Here is a 15,680-nt window from a genome sequence, read left to right as displayed (position 1 = left end):
CCAGTGAAAGGGGCGATGCCGGTAGGCTTCGCCCCGTCCGACAGATCAGTTGACCTCGTTGAGGTACCGTTCACCGAAAGCCGACTGGGCGGCCTCCATCTCGGCGTAATCGACCGCCACGGCGCGCTCATACTCGGACGCTGGCAGAAAGCGCTCTGCCACCTCGGCCGGAAGCTCAACCGGACGCGCAGGCTGGAGATAGGCGTTGGTCCAGATCGCCTGACCTTCGTCCGACAGGATGAAGTCCAGAACGCGCTTGCCCGCATCCTCGTTGGGCGCACCGGCCACGAGGCTCATCACGTAAGGCACGCGCAGCGAGCCTTCACAGGGCAGGACAAACTCGAAATTGCCGTCCTCTTCGTATTTGCCGCGATAGGCGTTGAAATCGTAATCGAAGAGGATTGGAATTTCACCGGAGACGACCCGGGCAAAGGACGTCTGCTTCGGTACGATGGGCGCGTTTTCCGCCAAGGTGTTGAAGTATTCGATCGCTGGGTCGAAGTTTTCGAGATCGCCGCCGAATGCGAGATTGATCGCGACCGCACCCGCATAGCCCACAAAGGCCGAGGACGGATCGAGATAACCGACCATGCCACGGTATTCGGGCTTGTGGAGATCAGCCCAGCACTGCGGGACAGGCGCGCCGCCAAGCGCATCGACATTCACAAACATGCCCACAGTGCCAAAGTGGATGGCGAACCAGTTACCTTCAGGGTCTTTCAAACCTTCTGGAATGTCGTCAAATCCAGAGGGCTTGTAGGGCTGAACGACGCCTTCATTGCCCGCCTTGATGCCGGTTGTGACGCCGTAATAGGCCACATCAGCGACAGGGCTTGCCCGTTCTGCCAGAAGCTGGCTGAGAGTCTGGCCCGAGTTCTTGTTGTCGTGCGGCATCTGGATATCCAGATTTTCATCGATAGCTTCCAGCATCGAGGCCCAGTCGGCCCACTGCGGCGGGCAGTTGTAGCAGACAGCGTCTTCGGCCAAAGCGGGGGCAGCGATGGCCGTTGCGAAAAGGCCCATCAGAAGAGTATGTTTCATTGGTTCATCCTTGGTTGAGTTTGGTCTTGAGCGAGGGAACAGACGGCGGCCGGGTGGCACCCCGGTCGTCGTCGCGGCTTTCCGTGCGTGGTGGCCCCAGGGTGCCGCCTTCACGAAAAGAGAAGGGCAAGGGAACGCTCCGGGATGGCGCCTCGCCTTGCAGCATGGAAAGAAGTGTCTGGGCTGCGCGGTCACCGATCGACTGCGGATCGGTTTCGACGGTCGCGAGCGGGGGATCGAGCAGTTGACCAACTTCAATCCCGTCAAAGCCCACAACGGACAGGTCGCCCGGAGTACGTAGCCCTAAAGACTGGGCTGCGCGCTGAACTGCGATGGCCAGAAAATCGTTTGAAGCGAAAATCGCTGTCAGACCACTATGGCGTGCTAGCACTTCGGCCAGTTTTGCGGGGTCCCGCGCCTCGGCTTCGGTTAGTTCAATCAGGGCGGGATCGCCGAGCCCGCGGGCACGACACTCGGCGTGAAACCCAGCATAGCGGTTCCGCGACCGGTCTGACTTAGAAAACCGCAACGCAAGGAAGCCGCAGCGGCGATGCCCGAAGTCGGCAAACCTGCCAGCGACACCACGCGCCGCCTCGTAGTTGTCGATGTGGGCCGTGACATATCCCTCAAGGGGATCGTGAAACATCAAAGACACCGGAAGGCCACCGGTCAGCGCCTTGCTTTGGTCAGGCGCGATCATGGTGACGATCAAACCGTCCACCCGGTTCGAGATGAGGTTCCTGATCGCCTTCTCATCCGCCTCAGCATCGTAGCCTGAACTGGCAATCACAAGCTGATAGCCTGAACCGTTCAGCCGATTCTGGATTCCCTGCACCGCTTCGGCAAAGACAGGGTTAGCCAGTGACGGCACCAGGCAGCCAATCGTCATGGACCGATTGCTTTGCAGAGCCCGACCAATAGCGCTGAAGGAAAAGCCCAGCTCCCGCGCGGCCCGTTCGACGCGCTCTTGCGCATCAGCACTTGTCGGGCCGGACTTGTTGAGCACCCGGCTCGCCGTCGCGATCCCGCATCCCGCCCGCTCTGCGACGTCCTTGATTGTGATTCTGGCGTTCGTCGACATGGATCGCACTCAAAATGGAAACGTTTCCATTATGGTTACTACTGATTCTTTACAGGGATATGACAAGCCTTCGGGCGATACCCTGCAGCGCCTACCGCAAGCCTGGTAGAAACACCTGCCACGATGGCGCTCAGGCAAAACTGCCACCAAGTACGTTGCGTCGCCGGTTGGCACTCAGCGCGAGGGCATCTCAGTCAACATGCAGTGCGCGCGAGATGGCGAAGAGGCTTGAGGCTGATCTTAGCTTTCGAGGCCACTTACCCAAATGGATGGTGAAAGTCGCCCTCGTGCGGCAGATTGAGCGATGCCCAGACCAAGACAGGCCGCGTTGCATAAAGCTACCTATAGCGCGATAATTAAGCGGTACTAAAATCAGCGACCTATCAGCCCGATATCCATACAGTGCAGCATCTTGCGCCAACGGCCGGTTCTTCTGCCGCCTCGCAGCACACCAAATTGCGCACTGGCAGAGATTTGTTCGCTGCGTGCGTATGCAGCATGAAAACCGAATTCACAGGATGGGCTCTGTTGTTGAATCCGCCGCAGTGTGAACGAATGACGGCTAACCACATAACGCATCGTCGGACTTAGCACTCGCCCGCTGGCGATATCATTGGAAAAACGCTTAGGGTGTCATTTCTCACTCAGCGACACTCGACCCCTCTAAAGGCAACCTACCGCTATGTCCGGATGTCACACAGGGGAGCGCAAAGCGCTCCCCTTAATTGTCTCTCGCTATCGATTTGGAACGAAAGCCACGCCAACGTTCCATCTATGATCTTTTTTCTGTCCGATATCGCAGCTTCGGGCCCCTCAGGCCAACTAGTATATCTACACCACGTGGCAAAGCTTCAAACCATCCCCCGGCGAACTTTGACGGCATCCGCCACCGCTACCACCACCGTCCGATGGCTTGACGTCTGGAGGAAGCGCCATAGGTTCAGATGGAGGTACAGCCCACAACTCCGGGCTGATAGTAGTAGGCTGAGGAAGGCGATAAGGGGACTTCACTGGTTCTTTATCAATTTCAAGATAGTCGGAAGCTTTTCTATCGGCATCCACCACAACGGGAGGTTGGGTTTCGCCTGACACCGATTCATAGGTATTGCGAATACCTTCGTTCACGCCATCGCGATGACCTGAACGATAGGCTTCATTCAATGCACGTTCGCTTTGGTACTGCTTGTATGCGTCCCAAAGTAGGCCATAGGCGAGACCAAAAAAATAGTCTTTGAAAAACCCTACGCCAGGGTCTTCGTCAGCCATTGCAACATTGGTACTCGTTTGGAGCAAGTTAAATGCAATGGCAAAAAAGAGAATCTTCTTCATCATTTTCTCCTCAAGTGTACTGTGTCGACTGATCTACCGTACTATGACCAGCGTGTTAATTTACGTTGGTGTGTGTCGATTAAATTTGAATAGCTAGCCTCATTGTCTGCGCAGGTGAAACGCTCTGCTCATTGAGACGTCTCAAAGCTTCAATACCTTGATCAAAGTTATCAATATCAACGACAAGTTTGGTGAAACCGACGGAGCTACCGCCGCGTCTTGAGCACGCCACACGAATAGAGAACCACCTAGGATATGTATCCGCGACGTCATCCGAATGAATGTCAATGGGATGGTTAATATCTGTCAATAAGACACCTATGTGTATGTTTGCAAGATGGGGCGAGTCCTCACGTTCGCCACCCTTTATAGGGGAATTAGTTGGCCTTAGATGTATGCGGGAACTTTTTCGATTGTTATTTGGTCTGAAAACCTCGCACGTCGATTGGACGCGCATGTTTGACATTGAGGTATTTGCTGATATCTGTCTGAAATAGCTTTCAATTTTGATCGCATTTCAACACTGGACCTTAGAAGTATTGGCTCTGAACTCGCAAAATGCACTAGACCAACTCTATGCCTCCGCTATCGGGGAACAATCCGAAGACGCGATCGGAATAAAAAGGGGCTACTTCAGTGACGTTTACTGTAGTTGGAGTGGGAGCGAGTTTCTGGACAAAACTGGAAAGCACTTTCCTTTAACTTATGATCCTGATCGAAACCACGTCGCACGTGTCGCCCATCGGAATAAGATTTATCGCGTCGAAAGGTTCTTCTCTGAATACTTTGAGCACGGCGGACAGAAGGCTATCGACTGTGACTTCGGTGATGCGAGAGAGTTTGGACGCGTTGCTGACAATAGATCCATACAATCGATCTTTGCTTATGTCCGGCGTCATGACGCAAAGAATGTGAAGCTCTGGCCGCTTGCTGGCTATCACGATATTGGTTACGAAGGATTCATTTCGCAAGAACCCGTTGACGATATCGCCTTCGAGGACAAAGCCAATACTTGTTTCTGGCGAGGTGCCCTCGTTGGGAGAACAGCCCCTGAATTGCTGCCGTCATTGATTAGTCCAACAGGGAGCGGTCGGATATTTCGCGCTCTTCGCGATGACACCAGTATCGCCAATCAGGTGGCAGGCGAGATCGCTCTCGGGACAGTAACGCGATATAGAGTCTGCGCTGAGGTCGAAGGTAATCCGGATTTCGATGTTGGCTACGTTGCTGGAGACCACTTTCGAGACCTAAGGGAACTGGAATTTATTTCAAGGTATGTGAAGCCCCGGGTTTCTCAGCAACATCACTATCGATTCCGTTACCTTCTGTCTTTGTCTGGGCACGATACCGCATCTAATTTCCCTGTATTTCTGAATTCCAATTCTCTTGTCTTCAAAGAAGATGACGGCTGGGAAGTGTTTTTTTCTAGGATTTTCAAGCCCTGGGTACACTTTGTCCCATTGAAACGAGGTGCCGTTGATTTAGAGGAAAAACTGGACTGGGCAAGGTCAAACCCCAAGACTGTTAAAGACATCATTGCAGAAGCGCAGAGGACCTCTTCGTTTTTGGGGAACAGACAACTGCGTACAGAACTACTTCAACGACTGGTGTCATCTGTCTAATGTAGATTGAGGATCTGAAATCACTCTTCACGCAGCTTGTAGGCCTAACTGGACCGAGCCTGCACATTTAGGCGTTATGAAGAACTGTCAGTGTTCGCCAATCGTTCCGCCTTTACGGGATCCTACGTACAAACCTTCCTCTGTGGTTGCCGTCCGATATGCAAGTCGCTTTTTGCCTTCTTGGAGTGCTCGAGTGCTTTCCTCTGTCAGGCCTGTTTATGCGACGCTTCTTGATTGTCGCTGGCCGGTATGGTGATCCGCGGGATGGGTCCAAATCCGATTGCTGGGCTTTAGCGGCCCTGGAAGGTTTTCTGGTTTTCCCATTCCCGGATTTCTCGATTGTTCCATTCAGGTTTGGACGTCTTACACTCCTTTCAGCTCCACCTGCACGCTGATGCTCTTTCAGACCGTGATTGGCGTTGCCGGTTCAATATACTCTTCGCGTTTCGTCAGCATAGCCCAGATTTGTCGGGCCATACGGTTGGCCAATGCGATCGCAACAAGCATTTTGGGCTTGCGCTTCATCAACCGGTCGATCCAATCCCCATCACGGATTGATTTCCGACCCAGCCAATTCAGCCGCGACATTGCGCCGATAATCAACAGACGACGAATGTCTGATTGCCCAGCTTTGGACACAGCACCCAGCCTTGCTTTGCCGCCAGTCGAGTTTTGCCGTGGCACCAAGCCTAGCCAGGCGGAGAAGTCTCGCCCGCGCCTGAAGCTGGCCATGTCCGGTGCAAAGGCGTTGATCGCAAGGGCCGTGATCGGACCAAGCCCTGGCATGGTCTGAAGCCGAGATAGTGTTTCCGATTGATCAGCAAGGCGCTTCACCTCTTTGCTACGCTCATTGATCCGCTCTGTTTTTTCGGAAATTTGGGTGAGCATGTCCCGACAGTCATCTAAAACCACTTGTGGGACATCAATGTCCGATCGTTCAAGGAGCTCCCCAGCCTTTCCTAGGGAAGCAATTCCTTGCGGGAGGGTAAAGCCAAATTCAAAAAGAGCTGCACGGAGTGCGTTTACCAATTCCGTCCGTTGCTTAACAAGTCGTTCTCGCGAGCGAAACACCACCGCTTGCGCCTGCTGTTCAGTCGTTTTTGGGATCACATAGCGCATCTCCGGCTGACGCGCAGCAATGACCAGCGCCTCAGCATCCGCTGCATCGTTCTTTTGACGCTTCACAAAGGGCCGAACATATTGTGGCGCAATTAAACGCACTTCATGCCCCATTTTAGCAAGCTCCCGCGCCCAAAAATTTGCGCTACCACAAGCCTCCATGACCACCGTTGCCGGGTCACGCTCAGCCAAAAACTTCTCGAATTGTGGGCGGGTCAGTTTCTAGCGAAACAAAACATCACCCGATTGCTTTGCCCCATGAAGCTGAAAAACGTTCTTTGCCAAATCAACCCCAATGATCATAGCATCCATGCCGTCGTCCTTTCCTTGATGTGGCCATGACACCACAAAATTGGCACACTACGATGCCGTTTGGATAGGACGGCAACCACACCATTCGATTGGGCCTAAGTCTGGATAGTGTCGAAAGGCATCATGAGACAGGCATTCTACCGTCGAGCTGGCTACGCTTCAAATATGGCCCAGAATGTCTCCCAAGCCGCTGCTGTTAACGACTGTGCCAAGAGTCAGGGCGCCCGCGACGAACAGGATCATCGAAAAGTCCACCGCGGATTTGAACGCGGGCGGGGACAAAAAGCCAAGCTGCGGGATCATCAAAACCAACGCCGCCGCCAGCCCGACCCAAGCCGCGTTGACCCCATGAAGTTGGTCTGTAGACCAAAAGCCCAATGTCACCAGCAGGATTGCGAGAAGCGCCCACTGAGTGCGGCTTGACCCAGTCGATGGCACAGCCGCTTGCGATGCCACCGGCACGCGGGCAGGAAAGAAATAAAGCACCAGTCCGACAGTGAACGCGGATTTGATGACGCCCAAGACAGGGTAGTGCAGCATCAAGTAGTCAGCATAACTGAACTGCGCTCCGAGAGATTGCTCTGCCACACCTGACAGGATGATGTTGGGGATGTTAGACGGCAGAATTGCAAAGCTCGGCATGTTCGTTCCGATGGCGATGATGATCGCCACACCCGTACGCCCCAGCGAATCTTTTTCAAGTCCAAGGGACTCAGCGAGTGCCATGCCGACTGGAACAAGCACCGCTGCGCGTCCGAGTGACGACGGCATCAAAAAACCCAACGCCATTCCCAAGATCATCAAGCCACCGATCAAGGCAGCGTAGCTTTTTGACAAATGCGGCCCGGCCAAGGCGCCCATGCGGGCCCCGAGGCCCGATTGCGTAATCGCCGCGCCAATGACAAAGCCCGCAACGACCAGCCAGATCGCTGTGGATGAGAAACTGGAAAACACTTCTTGCGGGTCAGAAAGCCGTGTCAAAATTAGCGCGACGAACAAAAAGGTTGATGCCACATATCCCGGCACAAGACCTGTCCCCCAAAGCGCGAGGGTGATCACGACGATTCCGAAAAGCATTCCCTGATCCAGAGTCATTCCAGCGGGCTGGGCAATGGACGCCCAAATTGCCAAAGCGACGGCGACAGAGAAAACAGCTTCCTTGAAACGGAACATATCCTGGCCTCATATTGATTTCGCGGCACCCTAGCGCGTAAGCCCGGATTGCAGTAGAACGACATAATGCCAAATGATATCGCTTTTCCGCCAAATGCGCGTTTGCCCGTGGTGGCGTGGTCTGGCCCACTTGCCAAGGGCGCGCGCCTTGCGCCTCGCAGCAGGCGGGCAATGGTGCTGTTTTGCTTTGACGGGCTTATGCGTGTCGAAGTTGGCGAGGATCTCTGGTTTATCCCTGACCGCCACGGGATCTGGGTTCCTGCTGACACGAGGCTGCTGGTTGAAGCGTCAGGCACTATTGAATTTCAGGCGTTCCAGCTCCACCCCAAGTTTGGAAACCGCATCAAGATGCCAGGCAAACCCACGGTTTTACGCGCGACGCCATTGATGCGCGGAATTGTGCGGCGAATGATGCAGCACGCCCCCTTGCCACAGGCAGAACAGCGGCGATTGGGCTGGGTTGCGCTCGACGAAATCGCCCGTCTTGATCGCCCCGACCTACACCTCCCAGGGAGCAGAGAACCACCTGTCGCCGCCGTTATGAGCCATGTGATGGGATCCCCGCGCGAGGCCAACAACCTTGGCCAATTGGCCCGTGTAACCGGAACAAGTGAACGGACGTTGAGCCGTCTTTTTCAACAGGAAATCGGACTAACATGGCGGGATTGGCGCGACAGGATGCGCTTTGTGCTGGCGATCGAGGGACCGCAACTGGGGCAAAGCAGCAGCGCATTGGCCGAGTCGCTGGGGTATGCGAATACATCGGCGTTTGTCGCGGCCTTCCGACGCCAAAGCGGGATGACGCCAACTGAATGGCGTCATCACCATTAAGCACCGTGACTAGCAGCTCTTAAAGTAATTCAACGGCACCTTCAGATAGGAGCGCCCGTTGTCTTCCGGTTCGGGCAAACGACCACCACGAATGTTAATCTGAAGGGCTGCCAACATCAGTTTGGGCAAAGACAACGTCGCATCGCGGGCGTCACGCACCGCACGGTATTCGGCCTCTGACGGGGCGTCCTTCCAGTGGATGTTGGACGCGCGGTGTTCGGCAACGTTGGCCTCGCAAGCGGCATCCCGACCGGGCGCGTAATCGTGACCGACAAAGACGCGGGTGTCTCTGGGCAGGGCTAGAATGGCCGAGATGCTGTCGTAAAGATCGGCCGAGCTCCCGCCCGGAAAATCGGCTCGCGAACTGCCGCTGTCAGGCATCATCAAGGTGTCATGTACGAAGGCTGCATTGCCCGCCACATACGTGATCGACGCAAGGGTATGGCCGGGCGAGAACATCACCGTCACCGGAACATTCCCAACCATGAAGGTGTCGCCGTCCGCGAAAAGATGGTCCCATTGGCTGCCATCCTTAGGGAAGTCATCCGGCAGATTGTAGATGTTCTGCCACAGGTTCTGCACACCCGTCACTTTCTCGCCGATGGCAGTTTGCGCGCCGGTCTGTGCCTTGATCCAAGGCGCTGCCGAAAAGTGATCTGCGTGTGGGTGCGTATCAAGGACCCAGACCAGCTCGATCCCTGTTTCGCGCACATAGTCCAACAGCGTTTCGGCGTTCTTGGTGGATGTCGCCCCCGCCAGCGGATCAAAATCCAGCACAGGATCGACGATCGCACCTTTCATGGTGTCGGGGTCGTGGAATACATATTGCCAGCTTCCCGTTGGTTCATCCCAGAAGCCTTTTACGATTGGATTGCTCATTGGTTTTCTCCTGTTCAAGCGGGTGGAGGTCGAACCCGTAGGCTCGACCATCTAGTTCAACGTGCGCTGGCTTTCATCATCCAGAGCTCTTTTTCGTGCCACTCAAGACGGTCGGTCAGCACCCCCGCAGAGACTTCGTCGCCCGCGTCGGCGCTGGCTTCCATTGCCGAGCGCAAGGTCTGCGCCAAAGCCTCGTGGCCTGCAATCAGCTTGGTGATCATCTCGTCGGCGGATTGTGCGGGCGCGTCTTCGGGGGCGGCCAACGCCATCAGATCTGCCACCGAGGCCGGGGCATAAGCTCCTTGGGTACGGATGCGTTCTGCGATCTCGTCCAGTGCCGCCCACATGTTCTGGTATTGCTCTTCGAACACGGCGTGCAACTGGCGGAAATTCGGGCCTTCTACGTTCCAATGATAGCCGTGGGTCTGTACGTAAAGGCGGAAGGTTTCGCCCAAGACTGCGTTCAGGCCAGCGATGTTGTTTTGGGAAGGGGTGGTCATAGGGTGTCTCCTTGCAATTATAGGTGATGCGGTTGGGCCGGCGGGCCATAGGGGCCCGCCAAGTGTTCACAGCGTGCGGGTCGAGAAGTACCAATCGACGGTCTCGTAGCCTTCGTCAGCACGGGCCATTGCAGCGTCAGGTGTGGCGGGGGTTGGCACGATCACTGGATCGCCGGGCTTCCAGTTTTCCGGCATCGCGCAGCTGTTTTCATCTGCGGTCTGCATGGCCACCAGAAGGCGGTAGATTTCATCAACCGAACGGCCCGCGTTCATCGGATAATAGACCATCGCGCGCAGCACTCCTTCGGGATCGATCAAGAACGTCGCCCGCACGGCTGAGGTGTCAGATGCGCCTGGCTGAATCATCCCGTAGGCTTGAGCAACGGCCATATTGAGGTCCGCGATGATTGGGAACTTGATCTCAACTCCGAACTTTTCCTTGATGTTCAACATCCATGCGATGTGGCTGTAGTGACTGTCGATGGACAGGCCGAGCAATTCCGTGTTGCGGGCGTTGAAATCATCCTGCTTTTTGGCAAAGCCGATGAATTCGGTGGTGCACACGGGCGTGAAGTCCGCGGGGTGAGAGAAGAGAACCAGCCATTTGCCGCGATAATCCTCAAGGGTTTTGCGTCCGTGAGTGGTGGGGGCGTCGAATGCGGGGGCGGGCTCGTTCAGGCGGGCGCCAGCGGTTTGAACTTGGTCGATCATTTGGGCTGTCCTTCTTGTCAGCGTTTCGATGAACAAGAGATAGCGACTGGACATCTATAGTTGAAATTGATTATAAGAATTAAAACTATAGAGCAAATCTATCAATGATCACACTTCGCCAAATGCGCTTTCTGACGGCTGTTGCCGAAACACTGAACTTCTCGCGCGCTGCAGAGATGTGTTTTGTGACGCAGCCAACTTTGAGTGCTGGCATCAAAGAGCTCGAAGAGCGCTTGGGCGTGCAGCTGATCGAGCGGACACGCCAAAATGTTATGCTCACGCCCTTGGGCAAAGAGATTACGGATCGCGCGCGGCGCTTGCTGCTGGACGCCGGCGAGATCGAAACTCTTGCGCGGGCTCATCAGAACCCGTTTGAAGGCGACTTAAAGCTTGGCGCGATTCCGACGATCGGGCCATACATGCTGCCGCGAGCCTTGCCTGCCATTCGCCGTGCTTTTCTTGACATGCGTGTCTATCTGCGCGAAGAGATGACGGAGAGCCTGCTGGAGGGGCTTCACGCGGGGCGGCTTGATCTGGTTCTGATCGCGCTGCCATTTGACACCGGTACGCTGGAGCTAATGCCGCTATTTGAGGACGGCTACCAACTTGCCTCGCCAGCTAGCTGGCCCGCGCCTAGCGGTGCTGAAGCGTTGACAGAAAGTGGACAGCTAATGCTGCTGGAAAAGGGCCATTGTCTTCAACGACATGCGCTAGCAGCTTATCCAGGGCGGATATCCATGGCTGAGGATAGCTTTGCGGCCACAAGCCTGACCACTTTGACGGCGATGGTGTCTGAGGGTTTGGGCATAACACTGTTGCCCAATCTTGCCGTCGAGGCTGGGGTGGCCGGAGCAACCGACGTGCAGCTGGCGCCACTGCCCGATGCATGCCCGCGCACTGTAGCGCTCGCTTGGCGTCCAGGTTCGGCCAGAACGGAGGTCTTTAAGAGTCTCGGTAAGTTGCTTTTGAAGCAACATCAAACGCCATTGAATAAAGAACTCGATGGGCGCTTCCGGCGTTCGTAGTGTGATGTATAAGGCCGGGCGCATTTACTGTCCGCTTGGTCGGGAGCAGACATTGCCTCAATCGCAACGAATTGGCTCTTTGTCACACAACTTGATCCTTCGCCTTTGCAGTTGTGCTGCACAATGTATGAGTAGCCGGTTTTCCCACCGCTGCGAAACGCCGAAAACTACGCTGCTGCTGCAATTTTCACGCCGCGAGCGCGCGCAGCACAAAGAACGAATTCACGTTTTGGGCTGATTTCGTTGAAAAAGTCACTGATTTTGGCGCGCCTGTTTTAGGTACCGGTTTGATTTCGTTAAGATGTCTAAGGCGTAGCCGCCGCTTCAAGCTGCGGCGGGCTCCATCGGCTTAAGTTTGGCTAGTTTTCGAAGGTTCTGGGCGGTAGCTGAGAGCGTAAATTCGTCTTGAACGCCACATGGGCCACGTAATCGGAGCCGTCCCAGGCCAAGGATGCGTTTGAGGTGGGCAAAGAGCATCTCGACCTTCTTGCGGCGCGCCTGGGCCTTGGGATTGAACTCTGATGCAGTGCATTGGCGGGCGAAGTCTCTGACGATCTCATATTTGTCGCGATGGACAGAACGCGTGTCAGCGTTGGGGCAGCACTTTGCCTTCAGCTCGCATCCTGTGCAGTCTGATTTCAGTGCCCGATAGTTTCTGGATTTCCAAACTGTCGCATTCCGTTTTGGATCAGAATAGATCCGCCATGTATGTCGCATCTCTTTGCCGCCCGGGCAGACGTACCGGTCGTTCTCGTCATCCCATTTCAAGTCGGATCGCGAGAAGGTTCCGTCGGTCCGTTCGCCTTTGTCAAAGACGGGAATGAAGGGGAGGATTTGACGCTTTAGAGCCAGCCAAAACAGAGTGTCGGATGATCCGTAGGCCGTATCTGCGGCGATCCAATCTGGCTTCATGCCAAAGCGCTCTTCGGTCCGGTCGAGCATCTTGCGCATTGCGCCCACCTCAGCGGTCTTGTTCGACCTGCTGGCATCCACATCCATGATGATGCCGTGGTCCGTATCGATCAGATAATTGTCAGAATAGGCAAAGAAAGCGGGGCCTTTGCGCGCTGCTGTCCATTGACTGGCGGGATCGGCATGCGCAGTGAACTTGGGCTTGGCCGTTGTTGCAGCTCCAAAAGCTTCATCATCCAACGTGTCGAGATACTCGCGCACGGCACGCGGTGCATCAGCGGGTTCAATCTCACGTGCGGCCCAATCCTCGGGATTGCTGGAGTTCTGTTTCTGGACATCGGCGCTGATCAAGCTGGCGTCGACCGCGAAGCCGTGGCCACCGACAAACCCTTCCTTCATGCAACGCGTAAACGTCGGCTCGAACACATGACGCAACAAGTCGCTCTTTCGAAAGCGGCCTTGGCGGTTCTTTGAAAAGGTCGAATGGTCCGGGATGTTGTCCGTCAAATCGAGGCAGCAAAACCAGCGATACGCAAGGTTCAGATGTACCTCTTCACACAACCGCCGCTCGGATCGAATGCCAAAGCAATATCCGATCAAAAGCATGCGGATCAGAAGCTCTGGGCCAATGGAGGGGCGGCCGGTGCGGCTGTAGAAGTCTGCGAGATGTTCTCGAACGCTGGTCAGATCAACGAACCGATCAAGCGACCGCACCCGATGATTACGGGGAACATGATCTTCAAGCGAGAACTCGTAGAACAACGCCGCCTGCGCTTCCTGTCTCGGTCCCATCATCGCCAATCCTCCCGCTCGTTGAGAGAATTGAATCAGCCGATCAGTCGGCGATCAAGTACGAGTTTTTCAACAAAATCGGCTCTTTCGAGCCGTTAGCCGCTGCGCAGTATCAAAGCTCTTGAGGCATGGGCACGGCGCCGCTCACGGCCCATACCAGCCATTCATTATGTTAGACTGCGCTTCAGCGCAGCTTCACCGAACCGGCCATTCGCTGCACCCGCGAGATTGTTGCGTGTCGAAGCTTCGAATAGCGAAAAGGGAGCGGCCGTATACTACGTCGGTGCCATTGACGATGCCTAAGGCAATGTAAAAAGCCGGTCAAATTTGACACACGTCAATACAAACACCGCAACGATATCGAGATGATGTTCGGCCGGCTCAAAGAGTAGCAGCGCGTCGCCCCCAGACATGACGGGTGCTCAAGGCTTTCTTCTCGGCAATCGCAATCGCTGCGGCAGTCATGGACTGGCTATGAGTTCCTATTGTTAGGGCGCAACAAGGATTGGACTGTGTAAACCAGAATTGCGGTGCCGACGGCTCCGGCGGCGGCGATGCCGAGGAAAACAATGATGTCGACCGGGCCTCCCAGATCGCTCAGTTTCGAGCTTGTCATCAGAAGCACGAACCAGACTGAAGCGATTGCACCAATTGGCATGGAAAGCTGAGCAAGCAGGAATTTGCGCCACGAAATGCTGTGATCCCGGATCAAAACGTAAATGTATCCGACTGTCACAAGTGCCGCGGCGATAACCATTGCCCAGAACAGGCCAATGCCGAATATTTCTTCGAAAACGGCAAGGATTGTGCCGAAGGTCATATCTTTCATGTCAGGTCTCCTTACGCGCGTCCGCGAAGCATGGCGTTGTAGGTCGCCTTCAGGGCCACCTCTTTCATCAGCCAGCTGATCCAGAGTTCTTCCAGCGGTGCGATGATACCTGGGAAGGAGGGGACTAGGTTGTTGTTGTAGTCGAACTCGACCAGCATGGCGCGGCCGACGCGGGTGATCATCGGGCAAGATGTGTAGCCATTATAGGTCTCGGTCGCCTCGCGACCTTCGATGGCGGCAACCAAACCGTCCTCGACAACCGGCACCTGCCATTTGACCGACGCGGCTGTCTTGCCTTTGGGCACGCCGGCGACATCGCCAAGCGCCCAGATCGTGTCGTAGCGCAGGTGCTGTAGGCTGGCCATGTCGCACTCGACCCAGCCTTCCCCAGTCCATTTGTCAGCCCAGCTGAGGCCGGATTGTCGGATCACATCGGGCGCGCGCTGGGGCGGGATGATGTGGATGTAGTCATACTCCATTTCTGCCGTTCCGTCCGGTGTGTCGAACGTCGCGCGTTTTGCGCCTGCGTCGATGGCCCTCAGCGTGTGCTGCATCGACGTTTCGATCCCCCGATCTCCGAACAGCATACGAACCTTTTCCGCGACAATCGGCACACCGAAGAGTGACCCCTGCGGCGCGGCGTAGTGGAATTCCGCCTTGCCACGTGTCCCGGCCGTGCGTGCGATATCCTCGATCAGGAACGTGTGTTTGAGCGGCGCACCTGCGCATTTCATTTCGGTCTCCGGTCGGGTGAAAAGTCCAACACCGCCAGTTTCGGTGAAGGCTTGCGCCGCTTGCCATGTGGCCGCAGCGTATTGCGGCCCTGCATAAAGCGCACCGATGCCGTCCTTGCCCACCATATCGAGCGAGAAGCCATCTATCGCGTCGTGATCCAGCACGAGGCCGGGTGCAACGACAAGAAAGTCATAAGGCACCTTCTGGCCGCTGGTCGTGTCGACAGTCTTGGCTTCGGGGTCAATCGCAGCGGCCGCTTCGGCGATCAGGGTGATGCCATCGGGCAGCCAATCCGTCGTTTTGGACACAACGTAATTGGCCGGTTTCAGGCCGGCGGCCACCAGTGACAGGCCCGGTTGATAAAGGTGATCAACACGCGGATCGATCAGCGTGATCTCTGCCCCATCCAGTCGATCGACGAGCCTGTTGGCCAGTGATGTGCCGCCAGCGCCCGCGCCGATGATCACGATTTTCGCAGATGTGGCCACTTGCGCCTGCACCTTTGACGGCGCGGTGACAGCTGCCGCAGCAGCGCCACCCGCGGCCAGGGCAAAGAATTGACGCCGTGTTGCGGTCAGCTTTGTCATTGTCTCCTCCTCGAGAATAGACATTCTAAATTACGCATATGTGATTCTTGAAAAGATGGATTTGATATGCGTCAAACTTATCAACAGGCGTGGGGGGGGGGGGGGGGGGGGGGGGGGGGGGGGGGGGGGGGGGGGGGGGGGGGGGGGTGGGGGGGGGGGGGGGGGGGGGGGGGGGGGGGGGGGGGGGGGGGGGGGGGGGGGG

The 15,680-nt window shown here is 55.9% G+C and carries 13 protein-coding genes and 1 pseudogene; 3 read left to right on the top strand and 11 right to left on the bottom strand.

Features of this window, described 5'->3' with window-relative positions; genetic code table 11:
• Positions 1-45 precede the first annotated feature (45 nt).
• The 3 genes from ACXAH3_RS15040 to ACXAH3_RS15030 all read right to left on the bottom strand — a co-directional run bounded on the left by ACXAH3_RS15040 (position 46) and on the right by ACXAH3_RS15030 (position 3,451).
• Positions 46-1,041, bottom strand: coding sequence for an ABC transporter substrate-binding protein (locus ACXAH3_RS15040; protein WP_474862920.1), 996 nt, complete (start codon positions 1,039-1,041; stop codon positions 46-48).
• Between the two features lie 4 nt (positions 1,042-1,045).
• Entirely contained in the window at positions 1,046-2,122 is a 1,077-nt protein-coding gene (locus ACXAH3_RS15035; protein ID WP_474862919.1) for a LacI family DNA-binding transcriptional regulator, read from the bottom strand.
• 831 nt (positions 2,123-2,953) lie between these two features.
• The gene (locus ACXAH3_RS15030) at positions 2,954-3,451 is read right to left on the bottom strand and encodes a hypothetical protein (RefSeq protein ID WP_474862918.1); all 498 of its coding nucleotides are present in this window, start codon (positions 3,449-3,451) and stop codon (positions 2,954-2,956) included.
• 506 nt (positions 3,452-3,957) lie between these two features.
• On the opposite strand from ACXAH3_RS15030, the gene ACXAH3_RS15025 reads away from it, so the two are divergent.
• On the top strand, positions 3,958-5,073 hold the full coding sequence (locus ACXAH3_RS15025; protein ID WP_474862917.1) for a glycosyl transferase family 90: 1,116 nt from the start codon (positions 3,958-3,960) through the stop codon (positions 5,071-5,073).
• A 402-nt stretch (positions 5,074-5,475) separates the two neighbouring features.
• Here ACXAH3_RS15025 and ACXAH3_RS15020 read toward each other — a convergent pair.
• Positions 5,476-6,504: pseudogene (locus tag ACXAH3_RS15020) on the bottom strand (IS110 family RNA-guided transposase).
• 159 nt (positions 6,505-6,663) lie between these two features.
• Entirely contained in the window at positions 6,664-7,677 is a 1,014-nt protein-coding gene (locus ACXAH3_RS15015) for an SLC13 family permease (RefSeq protein WP_474862916.1), read from the bottom strand.
• Between the two features lie 171 nt (positions 7,678-7,848).
• On the opposite strand from ACXAH3_RS15015, the gene ACXAH3_RS15010 reads away from it, so the two are divergent.
• Positions 7,849-8,508 (top strand): AraC family transcriptional regulator, encoded by a 660-nt coding sequence (locus ACXAH3_RS15010; RefSeq protein ID WP_474862915.1) that lies wholly within the window; start codon positions 7,849-7,851, stop codon positions 8,506-8,508.
• A gap of 9 nt (positions 8,509-8,517) precedes the next feature.
• Here ACXAH3_RS15010 and ACXAH3_RS15005 read toward each other — a convergent pair whose 3' ends face one another.
• The 3 genes from ACXAH3_RS15005 to ACXAH3_RS14995 all read right to left on the bottom strand — a co-directional run bounded on the left by ACXAH3_RS15005 (position 8,518) and on the right by ACXAH3_RS14995 (position 10,598).
• The gene (locus ACXAH3_RS15005) at positions 8,518-9,387 is read right to left on the bottom strand and encodes an MBL fold metallo-hydrolase (protein ID WP_474862914.1); all 870 of its coding nucleotides are present in this window, start codon (positions 9,385-9,387) and stop codon (positions 8,518-8,520) included.
• A 56-nt stretch (positions 9,388-9,443) separates the two neighbouring features.
• Entirely contained in the window at positions 9,444-9,887 is a 444-nt protein-coding gene (locus ACXAH3_RS15000) for a Dps family protein (protein WP_474862913.1), read from the bottom strand.
• Positions 9,888-9,953: 66 nt separating this feature from the next.
• Positions 9,954-10,598, bottom strand: a complete 645-nt coding sequence (locus tag ACXAH3_RS14995) for a peroxiredoxin (RefSeq protein ID WP_474862912.1) — start codon at positions 10,596-10,598, stop codon at positions 9,954-9,956.
• Positions 10,599-10,702: 104 nt separating this feature from the next.
• Between ACXAH3_RS14995 and ACXAH3_RS14990 the strand changes: the two genes are divergently transcribed.
• Positions 10,703-11,623 (top strand): hydrogen peroxide-inducible genes activator, encoded by a 921-nt coding sequence (locus tag ACXAH3_RS14990; RefSeq protein WP_474862911.1) that lies wholly within the window; start codon positions 10,703-10,705, stop codon positions 11,621-11,623.
• Positions 11,624-11,947: 324 nt separating this feature from the next.
• Here ACXAH3_RS14990 and ACXAH3_RS14985 read toward each other — a convergent pair whose 3' ends face one another.
• The 3 genes from ACXAH3_RS14985 to ACXAH3_RS14975 all read right to left on the bottom strand — a co-directional run bounded on the left by ACXAH3_RS14985 (position 11,948) and on the right by ACXAH3_RS14975 (position 15,478).
• Positions 11,948-13,330: a transposase gene (locus ACXAH3_RS14985; protein ID WP_474862910.1), complete on the bottom strand. Its 1,383-nt coding sequence runs from the start codon at positions 13,328-13,330 to the stop codon at positions 11,948-11,950.
• 469 nt (positions 13,331-13,799) lie between these two features.
• Positions 13,800-14,156, bottom strand: a complete 357-nt coding sequence (locus tag ACXAH3_RS14980; protein WP_474862909.1) for a DUF5368 domain-containing protein — start codon at positions 14,154-14,156, stop codon at positions 13,800-13,802.
• Between the two features lie 11 nt (positions 14,157-14,167).
• On the bottom strand, positions 14,168-15,478 hold the full coding sequence (locus ACXAH3_RS14975) for an NAD(P)/FAD-dependent oxidoreductase (RefSeq protein ID WP_474862908.1): 1,311 nt from the start codon (positions 15,476-15,478) through the stop codon (positions 14,168-14,170).
• Between the last annotated feature and the right edge of the window lie 202 nt (positions 15,479-15,680).

Source organism: Aliiroseovarius sp. ABM4_368, assembly GCF_056161205.1.
Note: the sequence above shows the minus strand (reverse complement) of the source record. Positions and strands in the feature narration are given on the sequence as shown.